The 24741-nt window shown below is 50.3% G+C and carries 26 protein-coding genes; 3 read left to right on the forward strand and 23 right to left on the reverse strand.

Annotated elements, in window-relative coordinates:
• The first annotated feature begins 1180 nt into the window (after positions 1-1180).
• The gene (locus DU002_RS17375; protein ID WP_114339724.1) at positions 1181-1495 is read left to right on the forward strand and encodes a hypothetical protein; all 315 of its coding nucleotides are present in this window, start codon (positions 1181-1183) and stop codon (positions 1493-1495) included.
• A gap of 103 nt (positions 1496-1598) precedes the next feature.
• Here the strand turns inward: DU002_RS17375 and DU002_RS17380 are convergent, their stop codons facing one another.
• Genes DU002_RS17380 through ccmA form a run of 10 tightly spaced genes read right to left on the reverse strand, consistent with a single transcriptional unit; the run spans position 1599 to position 9808 of the window.
• A complete protein-coding gene (locus tag DU002_RS17380; RefSeq protein WP_233496538.1) occupies positions 1599-2414 on the reverse strand; it encodes an MlaA family lipoprotein in 816 nt (271 codons plus the stop codon).
• Positions 2415-2463: 49 nt separating this feature from the next.
• Entirely contained in the window at positions 2464-3816 is a 1353-nt protein-coding gene (ccmI, locus tag DU002_RS17385) for a c-type cytochrome biogenesis protein CcmI (protein ID WP_114339725.1), read from the reverse strand.
• Positions 3816-4358, reverse strand: coding sequence for a cytochrome c-type biogenesis protein (locus tag DU002_RS17390; RefSeq protein ID WP_233496539.1), 543 nt, complete (start codon positions 4356-4358; stop codon positions 3816-3818). The genes ccmI and DU002_RS17390 overlap by 1 nt, the downstream gene beginning before the upstream one ends.
• Positions 4358-4951: a DsbE family thiol:disulfide interchange protein gene (locus DU002_RS17395; RefSeq protein ID WP_114339727.1), complete on the reverse strand. Its 594-nt coding sequence runs from the start codon at positions 4949-4951 to the stop codon at positions 4358-4360. The genes DU002_RS17390 and DU002_RS17395 overlap by 1 nt, the downstream gene beginning before the upstream one ends.
• Positions 4948-6948 carry a heme lyase CcmF/NrfE family subunit gene (locus DU002_RS17400; RefSeq protein WP_114339728.1) on the reverse strand — a complete coding sequence of 667 codons (2001 nt, stop codon included), beginning with the start codon at positions 6946-6948 and terminating at the stop codon, positions 4948-4950. Before DU002_RS17400 ends, DU002_RS17395 begins: the two co-directional genes overlap by 4 nt.
• 2 nt (positions 6949-6950) lie before the next feature.
• Positions 6951-7427 (reverse strand): cytochrome c maturation protein CcmE, encoded by a 477-nt coding sequence (gene ccmE / locus DU002_RS17405; RefSeq protein WP_114339729.1) that lies wholly within the window; start codon positions 7425-7427, stop codon positions 6951-6953.
• A complete protein-coding gene (ccmD, locus tag DU002_RS17410; protein WP_114339730.1) occupies positions 7424-7627 on the reverse strand; it encodes a heme exporter protein CcmD in 204 nt (67 codons plus the stop codon). Before ccmD ends, ccmE begins: the two co-directional genes overlap by 4 nt.
• On the reverse strand, positions 7624-8400 hold the full coding sequence (locus DU002_RS17415; RefSeq protein ID WP_114339731.1) for a heme ABC transporter permease: 777 nt from the start codon (positions 8398-8400) through the stop codon (positions 7624-7626). The genes ccmD and DU002_RS17415 overlap by 4 nt, the downstream gene beginning before the upstream one ends.
• 45 nt (positions 8401-8445) lie before the next feature.
• On the reverse strand, positions 8446-9114 hold the full coding sequence (ccmB, locus tag DU002_RS17420; RefSeq protein ID WP_114339732.1) for a heme exporter protein CcmB: 669 nt from the start codon (positions 9112-9114) through the stop codon (positions 8446-8448).
• 1 nt (position 9115) lies between these two features.
• Entirely contained in the window at positions 9116-9808 is a 693-nt protein-coding gene (gene ccmA, locus DU002_RS17425) for a cytochrome c biogenesis heme-transporting ATPase CcmA (protein ID WP_114339733.1), read from the reverse strand.
• A gap of 171 nt (positions 9809-9979) precedes the next feature.
• Between ccmA and fliK the strand changes: the two genes are divergently transcribed.
• On the forward strand, positions 9980-12295 hold the full coding sequence (fliK, locus tag DU002_RS17430; protein ID WP_114339734.1) for a flagellar hook-length control protein FliK: 2316 nt from the start codon (positions 9980-9982) through the stop codon (positions 12293-12295).
• A gap of 15 nt (positions 12296-12310) precedes the next feature.
• Positions 12311-12655 carry an EscU/YscU/HrcU family type III secretion system export apparatus switch protein gene (locus DU002_RS17435; RefSeq protein WP_114339735.1) on the forward strand — a complete coding sequence of 115 codons (345 nt, stop codon included), beginning with the start codon at positions 12311-12313 and terminating at the stop codon, positions 12653-12655.
• 28 nt (positions 12656-12683) lie between these two features.
• Here the strand turns inward: DU002_RS17435 and DU002_RS17440 are convergent, their stop codons facing one another.
• Genes DU002_RS17440 through flhF form a run of 13 tightly spaced genes read right to left on the reverse strand, consistent with a single transcriptional unit; the run spans position 12684 to position 24724 of the window.
• Positions 12684-13091: a DUF2802 domain-containing protein gene (locus tag DU002_RS17440; RefSeq protein WP_114339736.1), complete on the reverse strand. Its 408-nt coding sequence runs from the start codon at positions 13089-13091 to the stop codon at positions 12684-12686.
• A gap of 27 nt (positions 13092-13118) precedes the next feature.
• Complete coding sequence (locus DU002_RS17445) at positions 13119-13598, reverse strand: chemotaxis protein CheW (protein ID WP_114339737.1); 480 nt, start codon at positions 13596-13598, stop codon at positions 13119-13121.
• Positions 13599-13657: 59 nt separating this feature from the next.
• Positions 13658-14608 carry a chemotaxis protein CheW gene (locus DU002_RS17450; protein WP_233496540.1) on the reverse strand — a complete coding sequence of 317 codons (951 nt, stop codon included), beginning with the start codon at positions 14606-14608 and terminating at the stop codon, positions 13658-13660.
• Positions 14605-15396 (reverse strand): ParA family protein, encoded by a 792-nt coding sequence (locus DU002_RS17455; protein WP_114339738.1) that lies wholly within the window; start codon positions 15394-15396, stop codon positions 14605-14607. The genes DU002_RS17450 and DU002_RS17455 overlap by 4 nt, the downstream gene beginning before the upstream one ends.
• Before the next feature lie 31 nt (positions 15397-15427).
• Complete coding sequence (locus tag DU002_RS17460) at positions 15428-16384, reverse strand: flagellar motor protein MotB (RefSeq protein ID WP_114339739.1); 957 nt, start codon at positions 16382-16384, stop codon at positions 15428-15430.
• Between the two features lie 2 nt (positions 16385-16386).
• Entirely contained in the window at positions 16387-17130 is a 744-nt protein-coding gene (locus DU002_RS17465; RefSeq protein ID WP_114339740.1) for a flagellar motor protein, read from the reverse strand.
• The gene (locus tag DU002_RS17470; protein ID WP_114339741.1) at positions 17123-18256 is read right to left on the reverse strand and encodes a protein-glutamate methylesterase/protein-glutamine glutaminase; all 1134 of its coding nucleotides are present in this window, start codon (positions 18254-18256) and stop codon (positions 17123-17125) included. Before DU002_RS17470 ends, DU002_RS17465 begins: the two co-directional genes overlap by 8 nt.
• 59 nt (positions 18257-18315) lie before the next feature.
• Complete coding sequence (locus DU002_RS17475; RefSeq protein ID WP_114339742.1) at positions 18316-20472, reverse strand: chemotaxis protein CheA; 2157 nt, start codon at positions 20470-20472, stop codon at positions 18316-18318.
• Between the two features lie 14 nt (positions 20473-20486).
• Positions 20487-21218, reverse strand: coding sequence for a protein phosphatase CheZ (locus DU002_RS17480; RefSeq protein WP_114339743.1), 732 nt, complete (start codon positions 21216-21218; stop codon positions 20487-20489).
• Between the two features lie 21 nt (positions 21219-21239).
• A complete protein-coding gene (cheY, locus tag DU002_RS17485; protein WP_114339744.1) occupies positions 21240-21623 on the reverse strand; it encodes a chemotaxis response regulator CheY in 384 nt (127 codons plus the stop codon).
• 48 nt (positions 21624-21671) lie between these two features.
• Complete coding sequence (locus DU002_RS17490; RefSeq protein ID WP_114339745.1) at positions 21672-22388, reverse strand: RNA polymerase sigma factor FliA; 717 nt, start codon at positions 22386-22388, stop codon at positions 21672-21674.
• A 4-nt stretch (positions 22389-22392) separates the two neighbouring features.
• Positions 22393-23265 carry a MinD/ParA family ATP-binding protein gene (locus tag DU002_RS17495; protein ID WP_114339746.1) on the reverse strand — a complete coding sequence of 291 codons (873 nt, stop codon included), beginning with the start codon at positions 23263-23265 and terminating at the stop codon, positions 22393-22395.
• The gene (gene flhF / locus DU002_RS17500; protein WP_114339747.1) at positions 23258-24724 is read right to left on the reverse strand and encodes a flagellar biosynthesis protein FlhF; all 1467 of its coding nucleotides are present in this window, start codon (positions 24722-24724) and stop codon (positions 23258-23260) included. The genes DU002_RS17495 and flhF overlap by 8 nt, the downstream gene beginning before the upstream one ends.
• Positions 24725-24741 lie beyond the last annotated feature (17 nt).

The raw sequence follows: 24741 nt of genomic DNA on the forward strand, positions 1-24741 counted from the left end.
AATGCGCAAGCTGACTCATATTTGCTTCGGCGTGCTTAAGCACCAGAGCGAGTATCAGCCTCAAACAGCGTGAAAATCACTGCTTGAGGCATGACGAGCAAGATGGTATCTCTCCCCTTGGAGAGGGAGCAAAGCTTATCGCCTTGCTTAACGAATGACGTAAGAGAGAAAAGTCCTCTTAAATAGGGAGCAAACTCCGCCGTCGTTGCCTTTAGCCTCTTCTCCCTTGGGGAGAAGATTGAGATGAGGGGACTTTTTCTTTTTAATGCGGCAGCGTCAGCAAGCGCCAACCTGAACATATTTGCGTTATCAATATTGCTGACTCTCGTTTCAAATACCCCTCACCCCAGCCCTCTCCCCTTGGAGAGGGAGCAAAGCTTATCGCCTTGCTTAACGAAGGACGTAAGAGAGAAAAGTCCTCTTAAATAGGGAGCAAACCACGCTAGTCGTTGCCTTTAGCCTCTTCTCCCTTGGGGAGAAGATTGAGATGAGGGGACTTTATCTTTTTAATGCGGCAGCATCAGCAAGCACCAACCTGGATCTATTTGCGTTACCAATATTGCTGACTCTCGTTTCAAATACCCCTCACCCCAGCCCTCTCCCCTTGGAGAGGGAGCAAAGCTTATCGCCTTGCTTAACGAATGACGTAAGAGAGAAAAGTTCTCTTAAATAGGGAGCAAACCTCGCCGTCGTTGCCTTTAGCCTCTTCTCCCTTGGGGAGAAGATTGAGATGAGGGGACTTTTGCTTATTAATGCGGCAGCGTCAGCAAGCGCCAACCTCGATCTATTTGCGTTACCGATAATGCTGGCTCTCGTTTCAAATACCCCTCACCCCAGCCCTCTCCCCTTGGAGAGGGTGCTAACAACAGAGATTAACGACTATGCGCTACTACTGACGAGGGAGCAAAGCTTATCGCCTTGCTGAAAAAATGACGTATGAGAGCAAAGTCCTCTTAAATAGGGAGCAAACCTCGCCGTCGTTGCCTTTACCCTCTTCTCCCTCGGGGAGGGAGCTTACAACAGAGATTGACGACTAAGCGCTATTACTGACAAGGGAGCTGCTACTGAGATCAGTGGTGAAGCGCGCTACTTATAAAGGAGCTAGCTGCTGAGAACAGCGGCTAAGCTTCATACTAACTCAGCGCTCTGTCATAATGCGTTGCGGTTCACAGGAGCAGTTATGACAATACATTTTACTTTGGCAAAGCATCCACTATTACGCGATTTTCGACCCACAGATCGTCTCGCTATATTTTCCCTTGCCTATATGGATGTGAAAGGTTGGCCCAAATTGGCTGTGAACATCTTTAAGCTGGCTCTTTTGATCCCACCATTTCTGTGGTTAGCCAATATTGATGTCTGGTGGCAAGCATTACCCGTCCTGTTAGCGATCCCGCTTTACCCCCTGCTGACCCGCCCTGTGCAGCTTTGGGCAGTGAGTGAGCTGCTACCGGCGGCAATTAAAACCCATCAACAGCAGGGAGCATCAAATTAGTGTTGCGCTAAGTTCTGAAACCATAAAGCCCAGCAATCACTCGGCTTTGTGGTTAAATAGGACGAAATAAACTTATCTGTTCAAACCTGCAGGGATTTCCAACTCAAAGGTCAAGGCCGTCGATAAAATCGTCAAATTCCTCTTCCTGTTGAAAATCTTCCGGCACATTACCGTCATGAACTTTCCACTCCATGTGCTTGAAGTAGGCTTCACGCACAAATGCATAGGGATCCAATGAGTCATACAACAGCTTTTCCTGACTCATCAACTCAGCACGTTTATACAGGCCGCTCATCAATCCTTTGATCAGCTTTTGCGTAAAGCTAAGCCACGATAACGGTGGATACATGTTATCAACGTAATCACCCACCTCTTCCCGCACTGCGGTTGGGCCTAGCACCGGAAACATCAAATAGGGGCCATTACCGACACCATAAAATGCCAGCACTTCACCAAACTCATCCTGCTTGCGCTCCATCCCCATACGTTCTGCAACATCGATGGTGCCTAATAGACCCACCGATGTATTAATCACAAACCGTCCAGCGCTATTTCCGGCATCAGAAAATTTACCCTGCAGCGTATTATTCACTGTGCTCGATGGCTCGTTGAGGTTCTCAATAAAATTATTGATGCCATCTTTCATCATATCCGGCACGGCATGGACATAAACAACGGCCGTGGGACGGAACAGGTACTGATCAAGGAAGTTAAAGTTAAAGCGCCAGATCAGACGGTTAATCCCTTCGATAGGGTCGCGATCATCGTCATAGCGGGCATCCAACCAAGGATCCTGATACGCCGTCTGCGGCAGATCGGGCACACTGAACTTGGCCGCAAAAGCGGGTTGGCTGACAACGCCAACCACACACAAGAGGGCAAGGGTGATCACCCGCTTGATTTGTTTCATCAACATCATTGAAAACGTATTTCCCTAACTTTAAAAAAACGTCGCGTATTCGCGCTATTTAGTGCTTGGTATTAATTGTCACACTGGTGGCATATGGCTCACCATTGAGCGACAAGGCATCACCGATCCCTTCCAGTTCACCTGCGGACAATTTGACATCCTGATCCACCGATATCCGCGCAGTAACATACACTTCCGGAAAACTGGACAGCTTCATCGCTGGCATCATCGCATCACTATCCGATAAAACGACTTTAACTGGAAAGTTACCCAACGGCATTCGCTTAACAGCCAATGGCATCGGCGGACCATCTTTCGCCCGAGCAAACACCACCAAATTACCATTCGTTGGTAACTGACTACGCAGTTCTGGGGCAAGCTTGACCACCACAGAGAGTTGCTGGCCTTGCACTTCTTTAGATTGGGGCGCAGCTGCTTCTGCCACGGGAGTCGATTTACTAGCCGCAGCAGCGGGCGAAGTTGCTGGTGATGCCGCACCGCCTTGGGCTAACGGCATCTCCACCATTCGTAAGGTGCGCTCGATGGTTGCTTTACGCGGGTCGTCCGCTGGCAGCAACGTGGCCATTTTCCGCCAAACTGTTGCTGCAGTTCCATGATCGCCCTGCTCAAATGCTTGAAACGCTTTTAATGATAATGCATCCAGATTATTAGGTTCATGGGCGATCAACGCATCGAGAATGCGGGCACCACGATGAACCACTTGCGGATCCTGCGCATACATCGCCACTTGTGCGTAACCCAGCGCCACCGATGGGTTAGTTGGTGCTAACTCATAGGCGCGTTCCATCGATGCCATCGCCAGCTCACCATCATTCACCGCCATACCAACACGACCAAGTAGCAACCAGACTGAGGGATCATCCGTTGGTTTGTGGTGCAGTTCGGTACGCAGGGCTAAGGCGAAATCACGCATCTCTGTTTCAGAAAGCGCCTCCCCCTGCTGCATCACACCGCGTTGGATATACTGCTGCAGTTGGCTGTGAACATTTTGCCAATGGGTCACCTGCTGATACGCACCAAACTGCCAATACCAAATCGCTGGCACAGCAACCAACATAACCACACCGATGCCCCAGGCCAGCAGATGCTTGTCGCTACTAGGTGACTTCACGGTGGCGCTTAGATCACTATCAACGTCATCCAGCAGACTGGATTTCAACTCTAATACCATGGCATCAAAACTGGCTTGCTCTAATTCACCGTTGGCCAGCTCAGCTTCCAGTTCAGTCAGACGCTCACGATAAATGCCTTTATTCAGTTCTGCCTGTTGTCGACCGTCACCCACCAGCTGCTCATCGTCAGCTGAACTTTTATAGCGTCGAAGCGCAGGAAACAGCAGCACAAGCGACAAAACCACCAAGACTACGGCAGCGATCCAAAACAGTGTCATTACTTTTCCTTATTGGCCGAAGTGTTTGGCGAATCTGCTGCAGCAGGTGTGGAACTCGACGCACTGGGTATCGCCTCACCTAACAGCTTCTGAACTCTTTCATCATCGACTTGAATATCGCTACGCTGTGATAGTTTGCGCCCGGCACGAACACGCCATACCACAACGAAACCAGCGATCAGTATCAACAAAATCGGTCCGGCGATGATCACGGACGCCGCCGAAGACGGCGGCTGGTAATGCACAAAATGGCCGTAACGAGCCACCATATAGTCCACCACCGCTTGCTTGTCCTGACCTTCGCTGACCATCTCATACACCTTGGCTCGAAGATCCTGCGCCAACGCCGCATCGGAATCTGCGATATTTTGATTTTGGCATTTCGGGCAACGCAGCTCAGCGGCGAGTTCGCGGAACAGGGCTTCCTGCTCATCAGACTGAAACTGATAGGCTTCAATCGCGGCACTGACAGGGAATACCAATAGTGATAATGCGATAGCCAGCAGTTTAAGCGGCTGCATCAATCTCATTCTGGGCTGCATTATTTAGCCACCTCACGCAATCCTCGAGTTAACGACGCTTGTGGTACCGTCTTTGATTGGCTCGCTTCACGGTACAGAGGCTCCAATAACGCTTTCCAATTACGCGCGTTAACGTCACCAACATGGCGATACACCACCACACCATCAACATCGATAATGTATGTTTCCGGTGCACCATAAACCCCGAGATCCAACGCCAGTGTGCCTCGCACATCCAGCAGATTTACCGCGTAAGGGTTACCTAGTTGGGCTAGCCATTGTTTGGCTTTTACCGGGTCATCTTTGTAATTAAGACCGATGATATGAACGCCAGTCGCGGCCAGTTCATTTAAAAAAGCATGCTCAGCACGGCAAGTGGGGCACCAAGTAGCCCAAACATTCAGCAGCGTAGGCTGTCCCGCCAATACCGCTTGATCACGAATGACGCTTGGCTGATAAAGATCTGGCAGTTTGAACGCCGGCACCGGCTTGCCCACTAGCACCGACTCCAGCTCCCTTGGGTCAGAGAACAGTCCGCGCATTAAAAATGCCGCCAAGCCTAGGAACAGCAAAAACGGGATAAGAAAAACGAATAAACGCTGCTGACGGCTCATACTGCCTGCGCCTCCGTGACTTTAGTTTCATCACTTTTGGATGAAGCAGGCGTAACCACTGTTTTTTTCGCCATACGGTAACGACGATCCATCAACATCAGTAAGCCACCCAAAGACATCAGCAATGCCCCCGCCCAGATCCAGCGGACAAATGGCTTGTAATAGATACGTACTGCCCAGGCACCATCGGTTAACTCTTCGCCCAGCGCCATATACAGATCACGGGTAAAGCCAGCATCAATAGCTGCTTCTGTCATAACCGAGCGTTGCACTGGGTAAAAACGCTTCTCCGCCACCAAGGTGGTCAACTGTTTACCGTCCTCGAATACCGTAAGTATGCCCGCACTGGCGCTATAGTTTGGTCCCTGAACATCCTTAACGCCCTCAAAACGAAACTGATAATCGCGCATTTCAACCGTGTCGCCCGGCACCATACGGAGATCTTTTTCAATGGTATAACTGCTAGTCAGTGCAATACCTATCAAGGTCACGGCAAAACCCAAGTGCCCCAAAACCATTGCCCAGTGGGAGCGGGTCAAGCGGGTTAAACCGCGCAAACCGTCATTCTTTACACCAATACGTAGGCGGATCTCCTGCACCGTGCTCAAAGTGACCCATAGCGCCAGGGCTAGCCCCAACACCGCATGCCAAGGCATGCTATCGGCATAGATCACCGGCAACACAAAGGCCAATAACAGTGCCATACCGCCAGCAATGGTCAAAGGCATAGCCAAAGGCGACCAAGCTTGACGGCGCCAACGGGTCAAAGGCCCGATACCTAACAAAATGGCAAAAGGGATCACCAAGACGGTAAACATATCATTAAAGAATGGCGCACCAACGGAGATACTTCCCAGCCCCAACTCTTTGTAAAACAGAGGAAGCAAGGTACCAAGCAGCACCACTAAGGTGGCAGCCGTGAGAAACACGTTATTACCGATCAGCATGACTTCGCGGGAAAACAGTTCATAGCGGCCATGGCTTTTCACTTCACTGCCGCGCCAGGCAAACAGCACTAATGAACCACCAATCACTATCCCCAAGAAAGCAAGAATAAACAGACCCCGCGCCGGATCACTGGCAAAGGCGTGCACCGACACCAGCACCCCAGACCGCACAAGGAAAGTACCTAACAGGCTTAGCGAAAACGCCGAGATTGCCAGCAGTACTGTCCATGCCTTAAACACACCACGTTTTTCTGTCACCGCCAATGAGTGAATCAATGCGGTGCCGATTAACCAAGGCATAAACGAAGCATTCTCTACCGGGTCCCAGAACCACCAGCCGCCCCAACCTAGTTCGTAATACGCCCACCAGCTGCCCAAAGCGATGCCTAAAGTAAGGAATATCCATGCCGCCATTGTCCAAGGACGCGACCAGCGAGCCCAGGCGCTGTCTAAACGCCCTGTCATCAGCGCGGAAATAGCAAAGGCAAAAGCCACGGAGAAACCCACATACCCCATATACAGCAAGGGCGGATGGATAATCAGCCCCACATCTTGCAACAACGGATTAAGATCCCGTCCATCGATAGGGAAGATTGGCAGTAAACGGTCAAACGGATTAGACGTGAGTAAGACGAACAGATAGAAACCTATCCCCACCATACCCATCACGGCCAGCACACGTGCAACCGCATCAAGCGGCAGGGCGCGACTAAACAGGGCAACGGCGGCTGTCCAACCCGACAGGATCAGCACCCATAGTAATAGCGACCCTTCATGGGCCCCCCATACAGCTGACACCCGGTAATAAACAGGTAACGCAGTATTTGAATTGTGCGCCACATAGGCAACGGTGAAATCGTTATAGACAAACGCCCATACCAAACACAAAAACGATACAAACGTAAACGCAAACTGACCCAATGCCAGCGGCCTTGCCAGTTTCATCAGCCCCTGTTTTTGGGTTAACGCACCATACAGCGGATAACTGGCTAACAAAAACGAGAGCGTCATCGCGATGATCAGGGCAAAATGGCCAATCTCTGGGATCATGACTAGCTCTCCGTGTTGCCGTAATCAGACTTCATATGATCCATGCCTTTGAGTGCTTCAGCTACTTCAGGCGGCATATACTCTTCATCATGCTTGGCCAGCACTTCGGTCGCCTGCACGGTATTAGCATCTAGCAGTACGCCCTGCGCGACAATCCCCTGCCCTTCACGAAAAAGATCCGGCAAAATTCCATCAAACACCACGGTGGCCACAGGGCCGGAATCAATTACGTCAAAACTGACTTTCAGCGATTGTGGATCTCGCACCACAGAGCCCGGCACCACCATGCCACCAATCCGCAGCCTTTGGCCGACGGCCGGCTTTTCCAGATTAGGGCCTTTACCGTTAACCAGCTCACTAGGGGTATAGAACAGATCGATATTCTGATTCAACGCATACAGCATGAGCGCAATCACCGCTCCGGCACCAGAGATGATAGCAATGGCCGTTAATAGGCGCTTTTTACGTCTTGGATTCATAGGGCGCGCTCCAGTTTCTGTGCTTGGTTACGACGAACATCTCTAGCCATTCTCGACATAATCTCTTTCTTTAACGCTTTCTTTGACCAAACAATCCATCCCACCATGGCCAATAAAACAACGGCCGATAATGCAAAAGAGGCGATGATATAAGCATCATGGATACCGGTTTGCAGGCAATCACCGATCACTGGTGTCATAACGGAGCCCCCTTCTCATTTGTGTTTGCGCTGGTGTCACTGATTTTTAATACCTTAGCGACCCACGGACGGTTAGCTTCCCGCCGCAATATCTCATTACGGAAATTGGCCAATCCCATCGCGACCATCACCAACGAGATCGCCAGGATATTGATAAGCAAGGGCCACAACATACTGCTATCCATGGATGGTTTTTCAAATTTACTGATGGTGGCACCTTGATGCAGCGTGTTCCACCATTCGACGGAGTAATGGATAATAGGTAAGTTCACCACCCCAACCAAAGCTAAAATGCCGGCAGCGCGTCCGGCTAAGGTGCGATCGGGAAATGCGTTATATAAAGCAATCACGCCGAGATAAAGAAACAGTAGGATAAGTTCGGAAGTGAGTCGGGCATCCCAGATCCACCAAGCGCCCCACATCGGCTTGCCCCAGATAGCCCCCGTTGCCAAGGCTATCACGGTAAAAGCTGCGCCTACCGGCGCAAATGCCGCCACCGCATAGTCGGCCTGACGGATCTGCCAAACCATGCCCACCAACGCAGCGATCGCCATCGTCACATAAGCACCCATGGAGATAAACGCCGCAGGTACATGGATATAGATAATGCGGAAACCATCACCCTGTTTGCAATCCGTTGGCGTAAAGCCTAACCCCCATACCGTACCAATCAGCAATAGCAGCGCCCCCGGCACCATAAACCATGGCAACATACGACCGGCCAGTCGGTACGCATTTTCAGCTTTTGCGTAAGGGTGTAACCATTTCCACATAGCATATCCTGATATAACGGGTGGCTAGATTTAACGCTATCAGCGTTAGCTATTACTTACTTTTAATCCTGCGGCAGTCGCTATGGGTGCCAGAACCAAAGCACCGACGAAAAACGCAGTCAAAATCGCTAATTGGCCATTGTATGGCATATTCAAACCCGCAGCATCTATCGCCGACGTAGCAAAAATTAACACTGGGATATAGAGCGGCAAAATCAGCAAACTCACCAACACGCCGCCGCGACCAATCCCAACCGTTAATGCCACACCAATAGCGCCGAGCAGGCTCAATGCTGGTGTGCCGATCAATAACGTCAACACCACAGCTTCAAACGTGTTGAAATCTAACCCCAGCAGCACTGCCAGCAAGGGTGACAGCAAAACGATAGGCAGACCGGTTAACAGCCAATGGGCAGTGACTTTCGCCAACACCATAATGCTGGCGGGAATCGGCAACAACAGCATCTGTTCCAGCGTACCATCGAGAAAATCATCCCGGAACAGACGCTCCAAGGCCAACATAGAGGCCAACAAAGCCGCTACCCAAACAATTCCAGGGGCCATACGTAGCAACAGATTTGGCTCAGGCCCGATACCAAGGGGAAACAGCGTGACGACAATCAAGTAAAACAACAGCGGGTTGATAATATCCGCTTTACGTCGCAGGGCGATTTTTAACTCACGGCCGATAAGATAACGGTAGGTCGCTAACAACTTATTGCACCCCACCTGAAACGAGTACTTGCTGAGGGGCCGGTTCAGATCCTGTTCCCGCCCCGGCAACGTCTTCCACAGAGCTGCCCAGCATCAAACGACGAACCGGCACCGTTGGCATGTGCAACTCTTGATGGGAGGTCATAATGATTGCACCGCCTTGCTGCAGGTGGGCGGCAAAGTGTTGTTGCAAGCCTGCAACACCTTGCTTGTCCAATGAAGTAAATGGCTCATCTAAGATCCACAACTTGGCACTGCTAAGCCACAACCGTGCCAAAGCAATACGACGCTGCTGTCCAGCACTTAGCTTACCGGCAGGCATATCCTCATAGCCGGCCAAACCAACTAAAGCCAACATCTGCCACAATGACGCATCCACTTTTGCCGGGGCGACCTGTTGGTAGAACTCTAAATTCTCCAACGGCGTCATCTCTTGTTTGATGCCTGCTTTATGGCCAAGATACAATAACTGGGAAAAGTAACCTTCACGATCGCTGTCAATCGCTTCGCCGTTAAACAGAATACGTCCTTGCTGCGGTTGCGATAACGCTGCGAGAATGCGCAACAAACTGGTTTTTCCTGCACCATTAGGGCCTTCGATCTGCAATAACTCACCACTACCCACAGCAAGATCAAGTGACTGAAACAGTAACCTATCGTCTCTTATACAGCAGAGCCCCGTCGCTTCCAGCATTACTCAGAGTTATCCCAGTTAAGAATTAAAAATCCCACCCGATGTTAACACAGCCCGTACCGGTAACAAGGCTACAAAATGTATGGACATTAAGGAGTGAAAACGTCGTCACAGTCAAACTGCAAATAACCGATCATTGCTCTTACTTCACAAGCACACTAGGCTAGCGATATGAGTAATGAGATCCCACCATCGCCGCCCCAATCAAGCAAGCTGTCAGCATCCGCTGCGGCTCTTGGCCTTGGCGATAATCAGGCTGGGATCGCCTCCAATAGCGCTAAACTGGCCAACGGCACCTATCTAGCGACCGGCGCGTTAAGTTACCAGCAGGGTCAATGGCAACTAACAACATCAGCCAACTCAGCAGCAGCCACAGGCCACGGCCAATCGACCGCAACCAACAACGAAAAACCATTACCCCTGCCCGGCAATACAAACCTGCCCGCACCGATTAAACAAGCGCTGCAATCAGCCACGCAACAACTGGTAAGTTCAAATGCTGGCAATCCAGCACTGACAGCAACACCGGGGCAGCTTCAAGCCACACTGGCGGTCAATATTGAAATCAAAGTCACTGGCCAGCAGGTCACTGTAACACTGCAACTTCCGGCACAAGCAGGACAAGTTGTGCTGCCATTAACGCTGACGGATAAACAAGCACAGAGCTTACTCAATCAACTCAACCAAGGTGCCCAAAGTGTCGGCTATCAACGGCCCAGCCTCCACCCGACGCTTCAGCAGCCAATGCAGGGGCAACCCTCAGGACAGAACCCACAGCAAGGCATTCTCTCTTCACTTTCTCCGGCACAACTAAAAACCCTTGCCAGCATGTTTACCGTCACGCAAGCCGACCAACGTTGGCAAGTAACGATGAATCAAATCACCACGGTACTGCCTCCGGCAGCCCAGGCGCAGTTACCAGCAACACTCCCTCTCGCCCCCGAGTCTGCAACATCACTGCCGAAAGTGGAGATAGCAAACGTAGCGGTGATGCCAGCAAAAACCGTAGGCGAGGCGCTTAAGCAGATTGCAGTGTCATTACGCTGGCAGCAGCCGAGTCAACCTGTGGCACAATTTCAGTTAGCCAAAGAACTGGCAGGCGCACTGCTAGGAACGGAGGCCAAAGCCCAGCAATTGAACCTCCCCTTGCAAACAAACCGCGATGGTGGGATCGCAATCCAACTGCCTAACGGTCAGGCGCAACCTCTGCCCAAAGAGCTCCAAGCACAACTTACCGGTCTCGCCGTTTTACCTAAGCAACTGACGATCGTAAAAACCAGCAATGGTTATCAGGTAAGTTGGCCAACGCCCCCCACGGCAGGCCAACCGGGACACTCACAAAGCCACCAGATCAATGACAACTCTCAATTAGGCAGAGAGTTGGCAAAATTGCTGATCTTAACGTCTGCCATACCGCGCACCGACAAGCCTCTACTGAACAACGCCCAACCGGGACAGATCACCTTGTCTCAGCAGGCGGGAACGCCACCACCTAAGCAGGCTTCAGCAACGCCAGAGCTAAGCAGCGCCCAAGTGGCTAGCTTGAAACAGCTACTGCCCCTGCTATCGCAAGGCGTAAAGCCTTTAGACAGCGCACTGACGAACCTACAAAAAATGGTTAATGAACTAACAACACCTAGCCAGCCATTACCCGCTGATGGCGCACAGAAAATAGCGGGTTCGGGGGCAACGGAGCTGGCCAACGGCATCAAAGCACTGACGGAGCAGTTTCTTCAACAGGCGCCTAAAACCAGCGAGGTGAAACCGGAGCAAGTGCAGCAATGGATCCGGTCGCAATTACTATTTCAACCTTTCTCACCACAACTAATGGCGATGACCTTAGCGACACTGCAGGGCGGTAGTCCGATGGCCGCGCCTGCCAATGATTCGTTAGGGCTACTGATGAATCTGCTGTTTTCAGGGAAGCTATCCACCTTATTGAATAAAACAGCGGTTAAGGCTGGTGCTACAGGTCGTTCGTTTGAACAACGGCTGTCCGGCAATTCACTTCCGGCCCGACAACTGCAGGGGTTACAACAAAGCGTTGGTCAGATAGCCCAACAAACACAGCTATTTCAGGCGCAGAGCAGCGAACAAGCAAGTGGCTCCCCCAGCTATTTTTCCCTGCCAATCAACGAAGGGGGTCTATTTAAGCAAGTTGAAGGGCGCATAGATCCGCCCCGCGATGAAGATAATAAAGACAATCCAAATCAGGATGAAAAACTAAAGAACTGGCAGCTGACATTAAAACTGGATGTGGGTGAACATGGCGCGCTCATGGCGCAAGCCAGACTGCATGAGCAACAACTAAAGCTGCGTTTAGTCGCTAGTAAAGGCGGACTAAAACGACTAGTCGACAGCCACCTTTCAACACTCGACACCCGTCTACAACAAATCGGGTTTAATACAGAGATCGCCAGTAAACAAGGCACCGTTCCTGCCACCTTGTTGCCAAAAGAGCACCAGCTGATCGCGGTGCAGGTATGACAGGAGATTTAATCCATGAGTGAAGATGAAAGCTACGAGGAGTTACCTACTGAGCAGCCCGCAACCAAGCAGCTCGAAGCGATCGCGCTCGGGTTTGATGGCAACCAGGCCCCAGAAGTGCTTGCCAAAGGGTATGGGTTACTGGCAGAAGAGATCATCAACGAAGCGCAAGCCCACGGCATTCATATTCATCAGGACCCAGCGCTGGCGGCCTTTCTGCAAAAAATCGAATTAGGAGAGGAGATCCCAAAGGAACTGTTCACCGTGATCGCTGAACTGATCGCGTTTAGTTATCTACTGCAGGGTAAAATGCCGGAGTTTTGGAAAACAGCTGGCGGCGGCATCGGCGCCAAAGTCTAATAGAACAGAGCGCTGTTGGCAGTACTATTTAGCTGGTGGTTTTATTGCGGTGAAGAGTAAATAGCAGCTCCGCTTCAGCCCGAGGCAACTCACATTCAGTCATTACCTCTTCTAGATCGGCCCCGAGCGATACCATTTTCATCGCTCGGTTATACAGTCGATTCTCTGGGTCATTGAGCGCCATGGCTTCTTGCTTTTCAGCCGTTTCTAGCACCTCTTGTTCCAGTAGCTTCACTCGCTTAACCACGCCTAACGCACCAGCGCGGATCTCATGCAGCTCCTGTCGCACTTCATAGAGCTGCTGTTCTGCATTGTCTCGGTCTGATTCCAGTATCTGCATCCGCTCATTCACGCCATGCAGCCACCACCAAACGCCCACAGCAAAAACTACAGGCATCAAAACAGATAGTACCAGCGCTAATTCAGCAAGGGTCATGCAATCATCATCCGACAAGCAGCCAGCTTAGAAGCCGTGCAGATCTTCCCACTCTTCATCGGTCAATAACTTGTTGAGATCAACCAAGATAAGCAGTTCGCCATCACGATTTGAAACACCCTGAATAAACTTGGCGCTCTCTTCAGTACCGACATTTGGTGCCGTATCAATCTCAGACGATCTGAGATAAACCACTTCAGCAACACTGTCGACCAAAATACCGATGACCAGCTTTTCCGCTTCAATAATCACAATACGGCTATTATCAGTCAGCTCTGCTGGCGGCAAACCAAATCGCGACCTGGTATCGATCACGGTAACCACATTACCGCGCAAATTGATAATACCCAATACGTAGTCTGGAGCACCGGGTACAGGGGCGATTTCGGTATAACGCAAAACCTCCTGAACCTGCATTACATTAATGCCGTAGGTTTCATTTTCCAGTCGGAAAGTCACCCACTGCAACACTGCATCATCACTCTGGGTATTACGCTCTTCAGCCATTAGTTACGCTCCTACGCTTCTAAGCTAATGCTTAATAGACTATCCACCGAGTCTTAAACTCAGCTTTCTAGCCCCTTATCTAGCAGGGAAATTAATTGTTCAACATCCAATAATGCACACATACGGTCTATGGCCATCCCTGCTAACCAAGGACGTTTACCACGCTCTGTACGCCACTTGATACCCTCTTGAGATAATGGCTCTGCGGTGACAATGTTTTCCACAGCCAAACCCCAAGGCGAACTATCAAGCATTATAAGATATTGATAGTTTAGGTGCTCTGCCAATTTCTTATTGTATTTCTCTGGCATGACCCACATCGCAGTATCTACCACATTGTGCTTCTCTCCGCGGACGTTCATCACACCTTTGAACCACGAAGGCTTGCCAATCAACTTGTGGATCCGCCCTATCTGCATGATCCCCCCTAGCTGTTTAAGAGGAACAGCCAGGGTTAAACCTGCCACTTCAAAGAACAGAGTCTGAAATTCACTATCGTTGAGTGGACTATCCACCTTAGTTGGCGGAATAATCGTTTCCGTTAGCTGGTCTAAACCAGATTCGGCCAACAGGTTTTTCAACCCTTGCAGCTCAGGATCGGTTGCTATCGTTAGTGGCTCAGCTGGCGCGCTTTCGATCACCGCTGCAGGCTTCGCAGGTTCTTCGATAACCCAATCCTGGATCTCTTCTGGCAACTCCTTAACCGGCTTTTCAGCTGACGTATCAGCTGTCGTCAATGATGCCAAAGGAGAAGCCGTATGTTGGGCGACCTGCTTCAGTAAATCTTCTACCGGCTGCGCCTGGCGCACCAAGGTTGATGTCTCAACATCAGGTCGCTCTGGCTGTATCTTAGCTTGAGGCTGCAACGACGAAGTGGTTGAGCGAGATAAAACATGCGCTGCTTCCACCGGTTCTTTTGGCATCACCTCTACCGCGCCATCATCCTCATGCAGCATAGCGCCAAAGTACTCTGCCATGGTGCGCTCTGTAGCGCTGAGGAAATCCTTCATGGCATATCCTGGGAGGCGGTACCCACCTGCTGCAGGTAATTCAGCAGGGTTTTATAGGCAATCACGCCGCGAGAGTGTGGCGTGTGCATGCTGGGTGGTCGATGATGCAGGCTAGAATCACGAAACTTGGTGTCAATAGGAATAGCCCCATTCCACACTTCATTGGGATGTCGCTGCTTTAAGTGCTCCAGCGCCTGCAATGAGGCGCGGGTACGCTTGTCGTACATGGTTGGTACGATGGTTGACTTAAATTGATTGTCACAACTGCGCTGCATGATCTCCATAGTGCGAACCATGCGCTCCAAGCCCTTTAAGGCAAGAAACTCAGTCTGCACTGGGATCAAAATACGATCACAGGCAGCAAGTGCATTTACCATTAGCACCCCCAGTACAGGCGGGCAATCAATCAGTGCATAATCATATTGGTCTTCCACTAAAGACAGAGCGCGCCTTAGCACTAACCCCATTCCGTCTTGCTGACCAAATTTTCGGTCTAGTGTCGCCAGCGCCATGGTCGCAGGCAGTAAGTCGATCCCTTCAAACGGGGTTTTTAAACGTGCAGCTTCAACCATTTCACGCTTAACAGCACGGCCAGCAAGAAACAGATCATAGGTGGTTATATCCAGAGATTCGGCATCAATTCCTAGGTAATAGGTCAATGAAGCATGGGGATCAGTATCGATAAGCAGCACATTGTGACCCCGCTCAGCCAGGATCCCAGCGAGAGTGATCGCAGTCGTTGTTTTACCAACGCCGCCTTTTTGATTTGCGATTGTCCAGATCTTCAATCTGACTACTCCCAACCTTACCTAATTCTGTTCAATCATCACGCGTGGTAATACGCAATGCGCCGTTCGGTAGCCGAATAAAGCGTATCTTGCTACGTTTTTCATCGCTCTGAGTATCCGCCGCTGGCGTATCTGCACCTTGCGTATCCATATCATCGTCCGCTATGAGAATTTCATTAGCGATTTGGATCTCAGGAGTCCAGGCATACTTAGAGACAGCAATCACTACGCGACGATTTTCCGCTCTCCCCCGCGCCGTATCATTCGATACTTTTGGCTGATAAGGGCCATAAGCTTCTATCGCCAGCCTTTCAGGATCCAGTTGCTGCTCCAACAAGCGCAGCACTGATGTAGCCCGAGCAACAGATAATTCCCAATTGGAAGAGAACTGTTCGTTACGAATTGGCTGATCATCAGTGAATCCCCTCACTCGAATATAGTTGGCCGATTGAGAAAGTGTATCAGAGATGGAGGAGAGCACAGGCTGAGCATTCGGGCCTAAACCGGCAGAGCCACTGGCAAATAACAAGCCACTGCGCAGCTCTAAGATCAACCAGTCGCCATCTATCTCAACATCAGCTAAGCCACTTTCAACCACGGGAAGTAGCGCTTCGTTTAACTGGTTTTCCAATTCACTCAGTGGCGTACCGGTGCGCTGTTTGTCCAGCGTTGTCAGCTCAGTGTCGGCGTCAACCAACTTTGACCCTTTAGCATCAACTAAGCTCTCACCATAGAGAGGGGTATCTGCATGCTTCGATTCATCTAGCAGTCCTTCACCAGGTACACCTGTGCCAGGATCTTTTTGCTGACTGAAAACTTCACCCAGCTTATCGGATAGCTGTTCAAACTTTTCGTTATTAATCATTGCCATCGCATAGAGCACAACAAAGAAGGCAAACATTAGCGTCATGTAATCGGCGTAGGAAACCAACCAACGATCTAAGTTTTCATGGTCTTCGGTAAGGTGGCGACGACGATAACGATACATAATCAGCGCGGAACAAAGGCGAGTAACCGATGTTCTATCCGATGTGGATTCTCTCCCTGAGCAAGCGCCAGGATCCCCTCCACTACCATCTCTTTGCCTAACACTTGCGAATGCACCAAAGCACGTATCTTATTGGCGATCGGCAGAAAGAGGATGTTAGCGAAACCCACGCCATATATTGTGGCAACAAACGCTGTTGCGATCCCTTTGCCAAGTTCGTTCGGATCAGAAAGAAACGTCATGGCCTGAATCAAACCCAAAACAGCACCGATAATGCCGATAGTGGGGCTATAACCTCCCATAGATTCAAACACTTTGGCAGAACGTAACATATGCTCTCGATACAAAATAATCTCGGTATCCATCGCGTCACGGATCACTTCAGGCTCTTCTCCATCAATCAACATAATCAATGCTTTACGAGTAAAAGGATCCGATTCTTTCGATAAAGCATCTTCCAGTGCTAAGAAGCCCTTTTGCCGTGCGACTTCGGACCAAGCAAGCAGCTGAGAAACAAGACGTGGATGCTGCTCTGGCGGTGGAAGGATCATCCACTTTAGCAAAACAAAGGAGTGTACAAATTGTCGCCATGGCGTTTGGATCATCACCGCACCCAAGGTGCCACCAAAGACGATTAAGAAAGCAGGCCCGTGGAGCAATGACAATGCACTGCCACCTTCCCATACCTGTCCGCCAATAATGGCAACCAGCGCAACAACAAACCCAACAAGGGTGAGTTTATCCATTCCCCGCTTCCACGATGATGCGCTCCGCGCATTGATCTAATGGGATAGAGGCTTCAGACAAGCCTGCGGCAGCGACCGCCTGCGGCATGCCATAAACCACACAGCTTTTCTCATCTTGCGCCCATATTTTGGCGCCCTTCTGCTTTAACAAACGTGCGCCATCACGACCGTCAGCCCCCATCCCGGTCAACACGACAGCTAACACGTCGCCACCGAAAACCTTGGCACAAGCAGCAAAAGTGACATCAACACAGGGCTTGTAATTGACCTTGTCACCACCGTCTATAATGCGCAGCCGGGCATTACTATCCCGCCCTTCCACTAACATCTGTTTACCACCTGGCGCTAGATAGGCATGTCCGGGACGCAGTACGTCGCCATCCTTAGCCTCTGACACCTTCAGCTTACAAATCGAGTTTAAACGCTGAGCAAACGCCCCGGTAAAGGACGCCGGCATATGCTGGATCAAAATAATCGGCTGTGGAAAGTTGGCAGGAATTTTGGTCAAAATAGTTTGAAGTGCAACGGGGCCACCGGTTGATGTGCCAATGGCCACCAACTTATATCGTTTACCACTGCGTTTCGCTGGCAGTGAGCGCCGAGCGTCACTGCTTGCAGTTGAAGCGGTTACCGATGGTGTTCTTCCTGCCAAAGGCCGTGGCGTGACGGGCGTACGACCGCCAGCGCTAGGTGTTGGGGCTGGAGCGGCCCTGCGCGCAGGCATAGCCCGGCGACGCCCCAAAGCAGTCACCCGAGACTGTAATAAGCTCGCAGCCTCGTCTCTGTCTTTGGCAATGTCTTCAAACTTTTTCGGCAGGAAATCCATTGCGCCAGCGTCTAAAGCGTCGAGTGTTGCTTTAGCTCCCTCTTGTGTGAGAGAAGAAAACATCAGGATCGGCGTGGGGTTTTCCGCCATAATCACTTTCACGGCCGAGATACCATCCATTACTGGCATCTCAATATCCATGGTGATCACATCAGGCTTTAATTTCTTTACTTGTGCGACTGCTTCCTTACCATTATTCGCACTTCCAACAACCTCTAACCCTCGATCTTTTTCAAGGATCTCGCTGACTCTGCGACGGAAAAAACTGGAGTCATCGACAACCAGTACTTTAATGGCCATGAATACCTACTCGCCTTATCGGCCGCCTAGAATGCTAACGGCGACCTATCAATTCACTGTTATTTTTTTGCGTAATTTTTAAGCAGACTTGGCACATCCAAGATCAGTGCAATACCGCCATCACTTGTAATTGTTGCCCCGGCCATTCCCGGTGTGCCATGCAGCATTGCGCCGAGAGGCTTGATCACTACCTCTTCCTGCCCAATCAAAGAATCAACAACAAAACCTATCTGCTGTGTCCCCTGCTGAACAATCACCACGTGTCCGTTGCCGCTTCTCGCTGGCGGTTTTGAACCAACCAACAGCCACTCGTCAAGGTAGAACAGCGGGATCGCTTTGTTACGAACAATGATAGTTAGCTGGCTATCGACCATGTTGGTCTTCGTCAGATCCAAGTGGAAGATCTCATTCACCGCAGCCAACGGCAGCGCGAATGTCTGTTTGCCGATAACCACCATTAATGTTGGCAAAATCGCCAGCGTTAACGGCACCTTAATCTCTAACGTGGTGCCTTTGCCCCGTTCCGAATCGATATAAACAGAGCCATTTAGCTGGGTGATCTTGGTTTTAACCACATCCATACCCACGCCACGGCCTGAAATATCTGAGATCTCAACTTTGGTTGAGAAGCCCGGAGCAAAAATCAGATTATAAGCTTCGTTATCGGACATCCTGGCGGCACTGTCTTCATCCAGTACCCCACGGGAAATAGCTATCTGCTTGAGTTTTTCTGGATCCATACCCGCGCCATCATCTTCGATGGTTAACAGGATATGGTCACCTTCTTGCGAAGCTGTCAGCTTCACTATACCGCAACGTGGCTTTCCTGAGGCCTCACGTATATCAGGCATCTCAATGCCGTGATCGACGGAGTTACGCACCAGATGCACCAAAGGATCTGCAAGCGCCTCAACTAGGTTTTTATCTAGATCGGTTTCTTCCCCTTCCAGTACCAGGTTAATCTCTTTCTTCAAGCTTCTGGCAAGATCACGTACAACCCGGGGGAAACGACCAAATACTTTCTTGATCGGTTGCATCCGGGTCTTCATCACGCCGCCCTGCAAATCGGCAGTCACAACGTCAAGGTTCGCTACCGCTTTTGCCAGGTCTTCGTCATCACGACTGGCACCAACCAAGCTCACCAAACGGTTACGTACTAAAACCAGCTCACCGACCATATTCATAATTTGGTCGAGTCTCGCCGTATCAACACGAACCGTGGCTTCCGCCTGAGGTGTCACAGGTTTAGCTGGCGCTTTAGGTTTTGCTGCCGCTGCTGGAGCTTTCGCCGCCGGCTTGGCGGGTGCTTTTGCCGCGGCTTCCTCAGCTTTAGGCTTCGCCGGTTCAGGTTTCGGTGTCGGTGCAGGTTTTTGCACTGGTGCCTTCGCTGCGGGCGCTGCCGGAGCGGCCCCCTCTAGGGTTGGCCCCTTTCCTTGACCATGAAGCTGATCCAATAACGCCTCAAACTCGTCATCCGAGATCTCATCATCACCAGCTGCAGGCGCAGGGTCCGAAGCTGGTGTTGCTGGTACATCAGGTTGACCACTGTGCTGACCTTTACCGTGCAACTGGTCTAATAGCGCTTCAAATTCATCATCGGTAATGTCGCCATCATCTGCCGATGGTGCGGCGGACTCAACGGTAGGGCCACCACCTGGGCCATGTAGCTCATCTAATAAGGCTTCAAATTCATCATCTGAAATCTCATCAATGCCACCTTCCGCGCGATGCTGCTCCGCTTCAACCACCTCAGGGTCATTGGCGAGCTCTTCCACGACATCTTCAACGACAGGTTCAGATTCGGGTTCAGCAGGGGCTTCTGCACCTTCAGGCGAACTGAGACGATGCAGCTCGTGTAATAGCTCAGGGTCAGCGGCTGTGAGGGGTTCACCACCTTGAACCTGACCAAACATTTCATTGACGCTATCCAACGCTTGAAGGATCACATCCATCAACTCTGGGGTAACTTGTCTTTTTCCTTGGCGCAATACGTCAAAAACGTTCTCTGCGCCGTGGCAAGCATCCACAAGTTCAGCCAACGAAAGAAATCCTGCACCGCCTTTTACCGTGTGAAAGCCACGGAAAATTGCATTTAACAGGTCAGAATCTTCCGGATTGTTTTCCAAATCGACCAACTGTTCTTGCAGTTGTTCGAGAATTTCACCGGCTTCTACCAGGAAGTCCTGGAGGATTTCCTCATCAACTTCAAACCCCATGGGCGGCTTTCCCCTTAAAATCCGAGACTGGACAGAAGATCATCAACATCATCTTGATCGTTGACTACGTCTTCTCTCTCTGCTGCATCAACTATCGGGCCTTCAGCCTCAATTTGAGATGCACTGGTTTCTTCCACTTTCTCTGGAGCACCGAACACTTTCAGCAGATGAATGAGGTTGTCCTCAACTTCTGTTACTAATTCGATGACTCTCCGTATTACCTGTCCGGTTAGATCCTGAAAATCCTGCGCCATCAGAACCTCGGTCAGACGTTCTCTAAGTACATCTGAGTCCTTTTCGGCAGATTCAAGGAAATCATTAAGACTATGGCACAACTCTTTGAACTGACCCCGCTCTATCTGCCTCTCCATCAAGGATTTCCATGATGGCATTAGCTTGGCAAGCTCTGAATGCATACGATCAGCGATGGGCAGACTGGCATCCACGGCGTCCATCGTGCGGTTAGCCGCATCTTCAGTTTTCTCTAAAACGTAATTTAATCGTTGTGTCGCATCTGGAATATCGTCAGTGGCCAACTTACCTAAGCGCGGATCAAGTTGAAAATCCTGCAAAGCGTCATGCAATTGGCGTGTGAGTTTGCCGACCTCGGAAAACAGGTCGCTGGAGAACGCCGGATGCGACGTTGAAAGTAACTGCTGCGCCTTCGCTTCTTCCCCTTCTTCTAGGAGTGAAACCAAGTGTTTAGCCTGCTCAAGCGTTAAGCTTGGCAGATTTGAATCAGCCATAAAGCTCCCCTTTGCACCGCATTAACCCAGACGCTCAAAAACCTTGTCGAGCTTTTCTTTCAGCGTAGCGGCTGTAAAAGGCTTCACGATGTAACCGTTTACTCCAGCTTGAGCAGCAGCGATGATCTGTTCTTTCTTCGCTTCCGCTGTCACCATGAGTACCGGTAAGCTTTTCAGCTTATCGTCAGCTCTAATAGCACGTAATAAATCAATCCCCTGCATGCCTGGCATATTCCAGTCGGTGACAACAAAATCAAAATCACCGCCCTGTAACATAGGCAGCGCAGTGTTGCCGTCATCGGCTTCATGAGTGTTGTTAAAACCCAGATCCCGCAGCAGGTTTTTGATGATGCGCCTCATCGTTGAGAAATCATCAACGATCAGAATTTTCATGCTTGTATCCAAGACGCCCTCCAGTGAGCTTTACGTGACTGTGACGCAACACAATGTTGGTCAGCTAGTCCAATGTTTCATTCTGGCTTTAAGCCGATGCATCGCCTGCGAGTGAATTTGACTGATACGTGATTCACTCACGTCCAGTACCTCCCCAATTTCCCGCAGATTTAGCTCTTCATCATAGTAGAGCGATAACACCAGCGCTTCCCGCTCTGGTAGGCTTTTGATGGCGGTCACAAGAGCGCTTTGAAAACGCTCTGATTCTATGCCATCAAAAGGCAGACTTCTTGTCGTATCCTGATCTCCGCTTATCACATCATCGGATACACCGAGATCTTCTAAGCCTATGATCTTCCCTGTACTTACTTCGTTAAGAATATGATGGTAGTCCTGCACCGTGATATCAAGTTTTTGAGCGATTTCTGTGTCCAATGCATCACGACCGAGCTCTTGCTCCAAGCTAGTGATGGCATCAGCAACACGCCGACTGTTACGGTGGACGGAACGAGGGGCCCAATCACCCTTACGGATCTCATCGAGCATGGCTCCACGAATGCGGATCCCGGCAAAGGTTTCAAAGCTAGCGCCTTTGGTGCCATCATAGTTTTTACTGGCTTCCAGCAAACCTATCATGCCCGATTGGATCAAATCATCCAGCTGTACATTAGCTGGCAAACGCCCTTTGAGGTGGTGCGCGATACGCTTTACCAAACCAGCGTGTTGCTCAACAATCGTTTGGCGCTGCTCTGCGATATAGGCCGCGGCTTTATTCACGCGTTTATTCTTCGATTAATTCAGGGTTCTGTAGCAATTGTTCAATAAAAAACTCTAAGTGGCCTGTCGGTTGTGATGGAATTGGCCAATTCACAGCCTTGGCTGCCAAGGTTCTAAAAGCGATAGATGCAGCAGATTTTGGAAACGCATCAGCTACCACTTGTTGCTTACGTACCGCTTTACGCACGTTTTCGTCAAAAGGAATGGTCGCAACCAACTCTAATGCGACATCGAGAAAACGATCCGTGACTCGCGTAAGTTTAGCAAACAACTCCTGACCTTCCCGCAAGCTTCTCACCATATTGGCGACAATCTTAAAACGGAACACGCCGTGTTCGCGGCTTAATAGCTTGATCAACGCATAGGCGTCGGTAATTGAAGTGGGTTCATCACAAACCACCACCATGACATCCTGAGCTGCGCGAGAAAAACTCAACACCATCTCAGAGATACCTGCCGCAGTATCAACAAGCAGGACATCAAACTCCGTCCGCAATTCGCTAAACGCGCGGATCAGTCCAGCATGTTGCGTTGGCGACAATTCAACCATTGATTGTGTGCCAGAAGAGGCTGGAACGATCTTGATACCTTTGGGACCATCCAACAGGATGTCATCCAAATCGACTTCACCAGAAAGCACATGGGATAGATTGTGTTGCACCCGCAGGCCTAGCATCACATCTACGTTACCCAAGCCTAAATCGGCATCCAGCACCAATACCCGCTTTCCCTGTTCGGCCATGGCCACTGCGGTATTGATCGACACATTCGTTTTGCCTACGCCACCTTTACCACCGGTGACGGCAATTACTTTTACCATCTGAGCGCGCTTCATTTTTCTTAAACCACTCGCCTGGTCGGAAAACTCATTAATCATATAATTCAGAATTCATCTCACTGAATGCATCGGTTGTCCAGAGATAACCCTCACCCTGGCTATTACTTTCCATCAGCTCTGTTGCTTTCGTCACAAGATATGCAGGATCTGCGACCTGAATATCTTCTGGAACCCTTTGTCCATCGGTAAGATACCCGATTGGCAAAGCGTTTTGAATTGTAACACTTAGAATTTCCCCTAAACTCAAACACTCATCAAGTTTGGTGAAAATACAACCTGCCAGCGGTATGCGACGGAAGTGAGAAACGGCTTCTTGTAATACTTGTCGCTGAGCCGTTGCCGATAACACCAAATAGTTCTTAATCTGATGCTCACTATTACTCATCAATGTCTGCAACTGTTCAGTCAAACGAGTATCACGCTGTCCCATTCCCGCGGTATCTATTAATACCAATGAGCGGTGACGCAATTGGTGTAATACATTCGCTAACTCATCAGCGTCTTTCGCGACTTTTACCGGACAACCAAGAATACGACCGTAAGTCGACAGCTGCTCATGAGCACCAATACGGTAGGTATCTGTTGTAACTAATGCCACCTGATCCACACCATATTGCATCGCATAACGCGCAGCGATTTTGGCGATAGTCGTGGTCTTACCAACCCCTGTTGGTCCCAACAGGGCAACAATACCGCCGTCACGCATGATTTCATCATTATTAGTCAATAATTGGTCGGCGACCAGCTGTTGAACTTTAGGCCATGCTTCATGCCCGGCCATATCTTCGGGAATATAGCAGGCCAGTTGGTCTGCCAGTTCATCAGCAAAACCCATGCTTTTAAGCTGTTTAACCAGCATGGCACGCATTGGCTCTCTACGCTCAACTTCTTGCCACATCAACCCAGACAGTTGGTGTTCTAGAAGTTTACGCAGCTGCGCCATCTCAGCTTTCATCTGCTCCATGTCACTATTATTGCTGCCACGAGAAGGCGACTGAGGTCGCAATGAAGCCGCCGCTGCAGAACGTTCAAATTCGTTACGTTGACCAATGGGCTGCGGCGCTTGTCTCGAGGCCAATGGCCGTTGTGCCGAAGCCCCCATAGGCGGCATTGACTCATCAGCTGACGATAATGACTCTGGCGACATGGCTGACTTGTTCTGACGAGATAACAGTGCCTGGAGGGAATCCGCTACAGGCTCCTGTTCTGGCATCTTCTTATGAATACGCGCTTCAGCAATTGGCTTTGGCGGTTGCTGACGAGCGACCTGATTCAATTTGTTTCGTAAGCTGGCGAATGATGGCTCACCCTCCATGCTTGCCGCCGGCGCTGCTTTTTCAGTTTTCTTTTTCGCGGCGTCGTAATCAACGGCAGCAACAATTTCAATACCACCGGTCACTTTCTTATTGGACATGATGACAGCATCTGCACCCAAGGTTGCTTTAACTTCGTTTAATGCTGTGCGCATATCTTTGGCAAAAAAACGCTTAATCTTCATGTCCTACTCTCCGTTGC

This window comes from Corallincola holothuriorum, from assembly GCF_003336225.1.
GTDB lineage: Bacteria > Pseudomonadota > Gammaproteobacteria > Enterobacterales > Neiellaceae > Corallincola > Corallincola holothuriorum.

What these genes read in the sequence shown, in the direction of transcription:
- DU002_RS17395 (WP_114339727.1), bottom strand. Translation starts at nt 4,951, where the DNA reads ATGAGCCGTCAGCAGCGTTTATTCGTTTTTCTTATCCCGTTTTTGCTG.
- DU002_RS17445 (WP_114339737.1), bottom strand. Translation starts at nt 13,598, where the DNA reads ATGGCTGAAGAGCGTAATACCCAGAGTGATGATGCAGTGTTGCAGTGG.
- DU002_RS17440 (WP_114339736.1), bottom strand. Translation starts at nt 13,091, where the DNA reads ATGACCCTTGCTGAATTAGCGCTGGTACTATCTGTTTTGATGCCTGTA.
- ccmA (WP_114339733.1), bottom strand. Translation starts at nt 9,808, where the DNA reads ATGCTGGAAGCGACGGGGCTCTGCTGTATAAGAGACGATAGGTTACTG.
- DU002_RS17480 (WP_114339743.1), bottom strand. Translation starts at nt 21,218, where the DNA reads ATGGCTGATTCAAATCTGCCAAGCTTAACGCTTGAGCAGGCTAAACAC.
- DU002_RS17450 (WP_233496540.1), bottom strand. Translation starts at nt 14,608, where the DNA reads ATGAAGGATTTCCTCAGCGCTACAGAGCGCACCATGGCAGAGTACTTT.
- DU002_RS17390 (WP_233496539.1), bottom strand. Translation starts at nt 4,358, where the DNA reads ATGCAGCCCAGAATGAGATTGATGCAGCCGCTTAAACTGCTGGCTATC.
- DU002_RS17380 (WP_233496538.1), bottom strand. Translation starts at nt 2,414, where the DNA reads ATGATGTTGATGAAACAAATCAAGCGGGTGATCACCCTTGCCCTCTTG.
- flhF (WP_114339747.1), bottom strand. Translation starts at nt 24,724, where the DNA reads ATGAAGATTAAGCGTTTTTTTGCCAAAGATATGCGCACAGCATTAAAC.
- fliK (WP_114339734.1), top strand. Translation starts at nt 9,980, where the DNA reads ATGAGTAATGAGATCCCACCATCGCCGCCCCAATCAAGCAAGCTGTCA.
- DU002_RS17470 (WP_114339741.1), bottom strand. Translation starts at nt 18,256, where the DNA reads ATGGCCATTAAAGTACTGGTTGTCGATGACTCCAGTTTTTTCCGTCGC.
- DU002_RS17465 (WP_114339740.1), bottom strand. Translation starts at nt 17,130, where the DNA reads ATGGATAAACTCACCCTTGTTGGGTTTGTTGTTGCGCTGGTTGCCATT.
- DU002_RS17375 (WP_114339724.1), top strand. Translation starts at nt 1,181, where the DNA reads ATGACAATACATTTTACTTTGGCAAAGCATCCACTATTACGCGATTTT.
- DU002_RS17460 (WP_114339739.1), bottom strand. Translation starts at nt 16,384, where the DNA reads ATGTATCGTTATCGTCGTCGCCACCTTACCGAAGACCATGAAAACTTA.
- ccmD (WP_114339730.1), bottom strand. Translation starts at nt 7,627, where the DNA reads ATGACACCAGTGATCGGTGATTGCCTGCAAACCGGTATCCATGATGCT.
- DU002_RS17435 (WP_114339735.1), top strand. Translation starts at nt 12,311, where the DNA reads ATGAGTGAAGATGAAAGCTACGAGGAGTTACCTACTGAGCAGCCCGCA.
- DU002_RS17495 (WP_114339746.1), bottom strand. Translation starts at nt 23,265, where the DNA reads ATGATTAATGAGTTTTCCGACCAGGCGAGTGGTTTAAGAAAAATGAAG.
- DU002_RS17400 (WP_114339728.1), bottom strand. Translation starts at nt 6,948, where the DNA reads ATGATCCCAGAGATTGGCCATTTTGCCCTGATCATCGCGATGACGCTC.
- DU002_RS17475 (WP_114339742.1), bottom strand. Translation starts at nt 20,472, where the DNA reads ATGGGGTTTGAAGTTGATGAGGAAATCCTCCAGGACTTCCTGGTAGAA.
- DU002_RS17415 (WP_114339731.1), bottom strand. Translation starts at nt 8,400, where the DNA reads ATGTGGAAATGGTTACACCCTTACGCAAAAGCTGAAAATGCGTACCGA.
- ccmI (WP_114339725.1), bottom strand. Translation starts at nt 3,816, where the DNA reads ATGACACTGTTTTGGATCGCTGCCGTAGTCTTGGTGGTTTTGTCGCTT.
- ccmE (WP_114339729.1), bottom strand. Translation starts at nt 7,427, where the DNA reads ATGAATCCAAGACGTAAAAAGCGCCTATTAACGGCCATTGCTATCATC.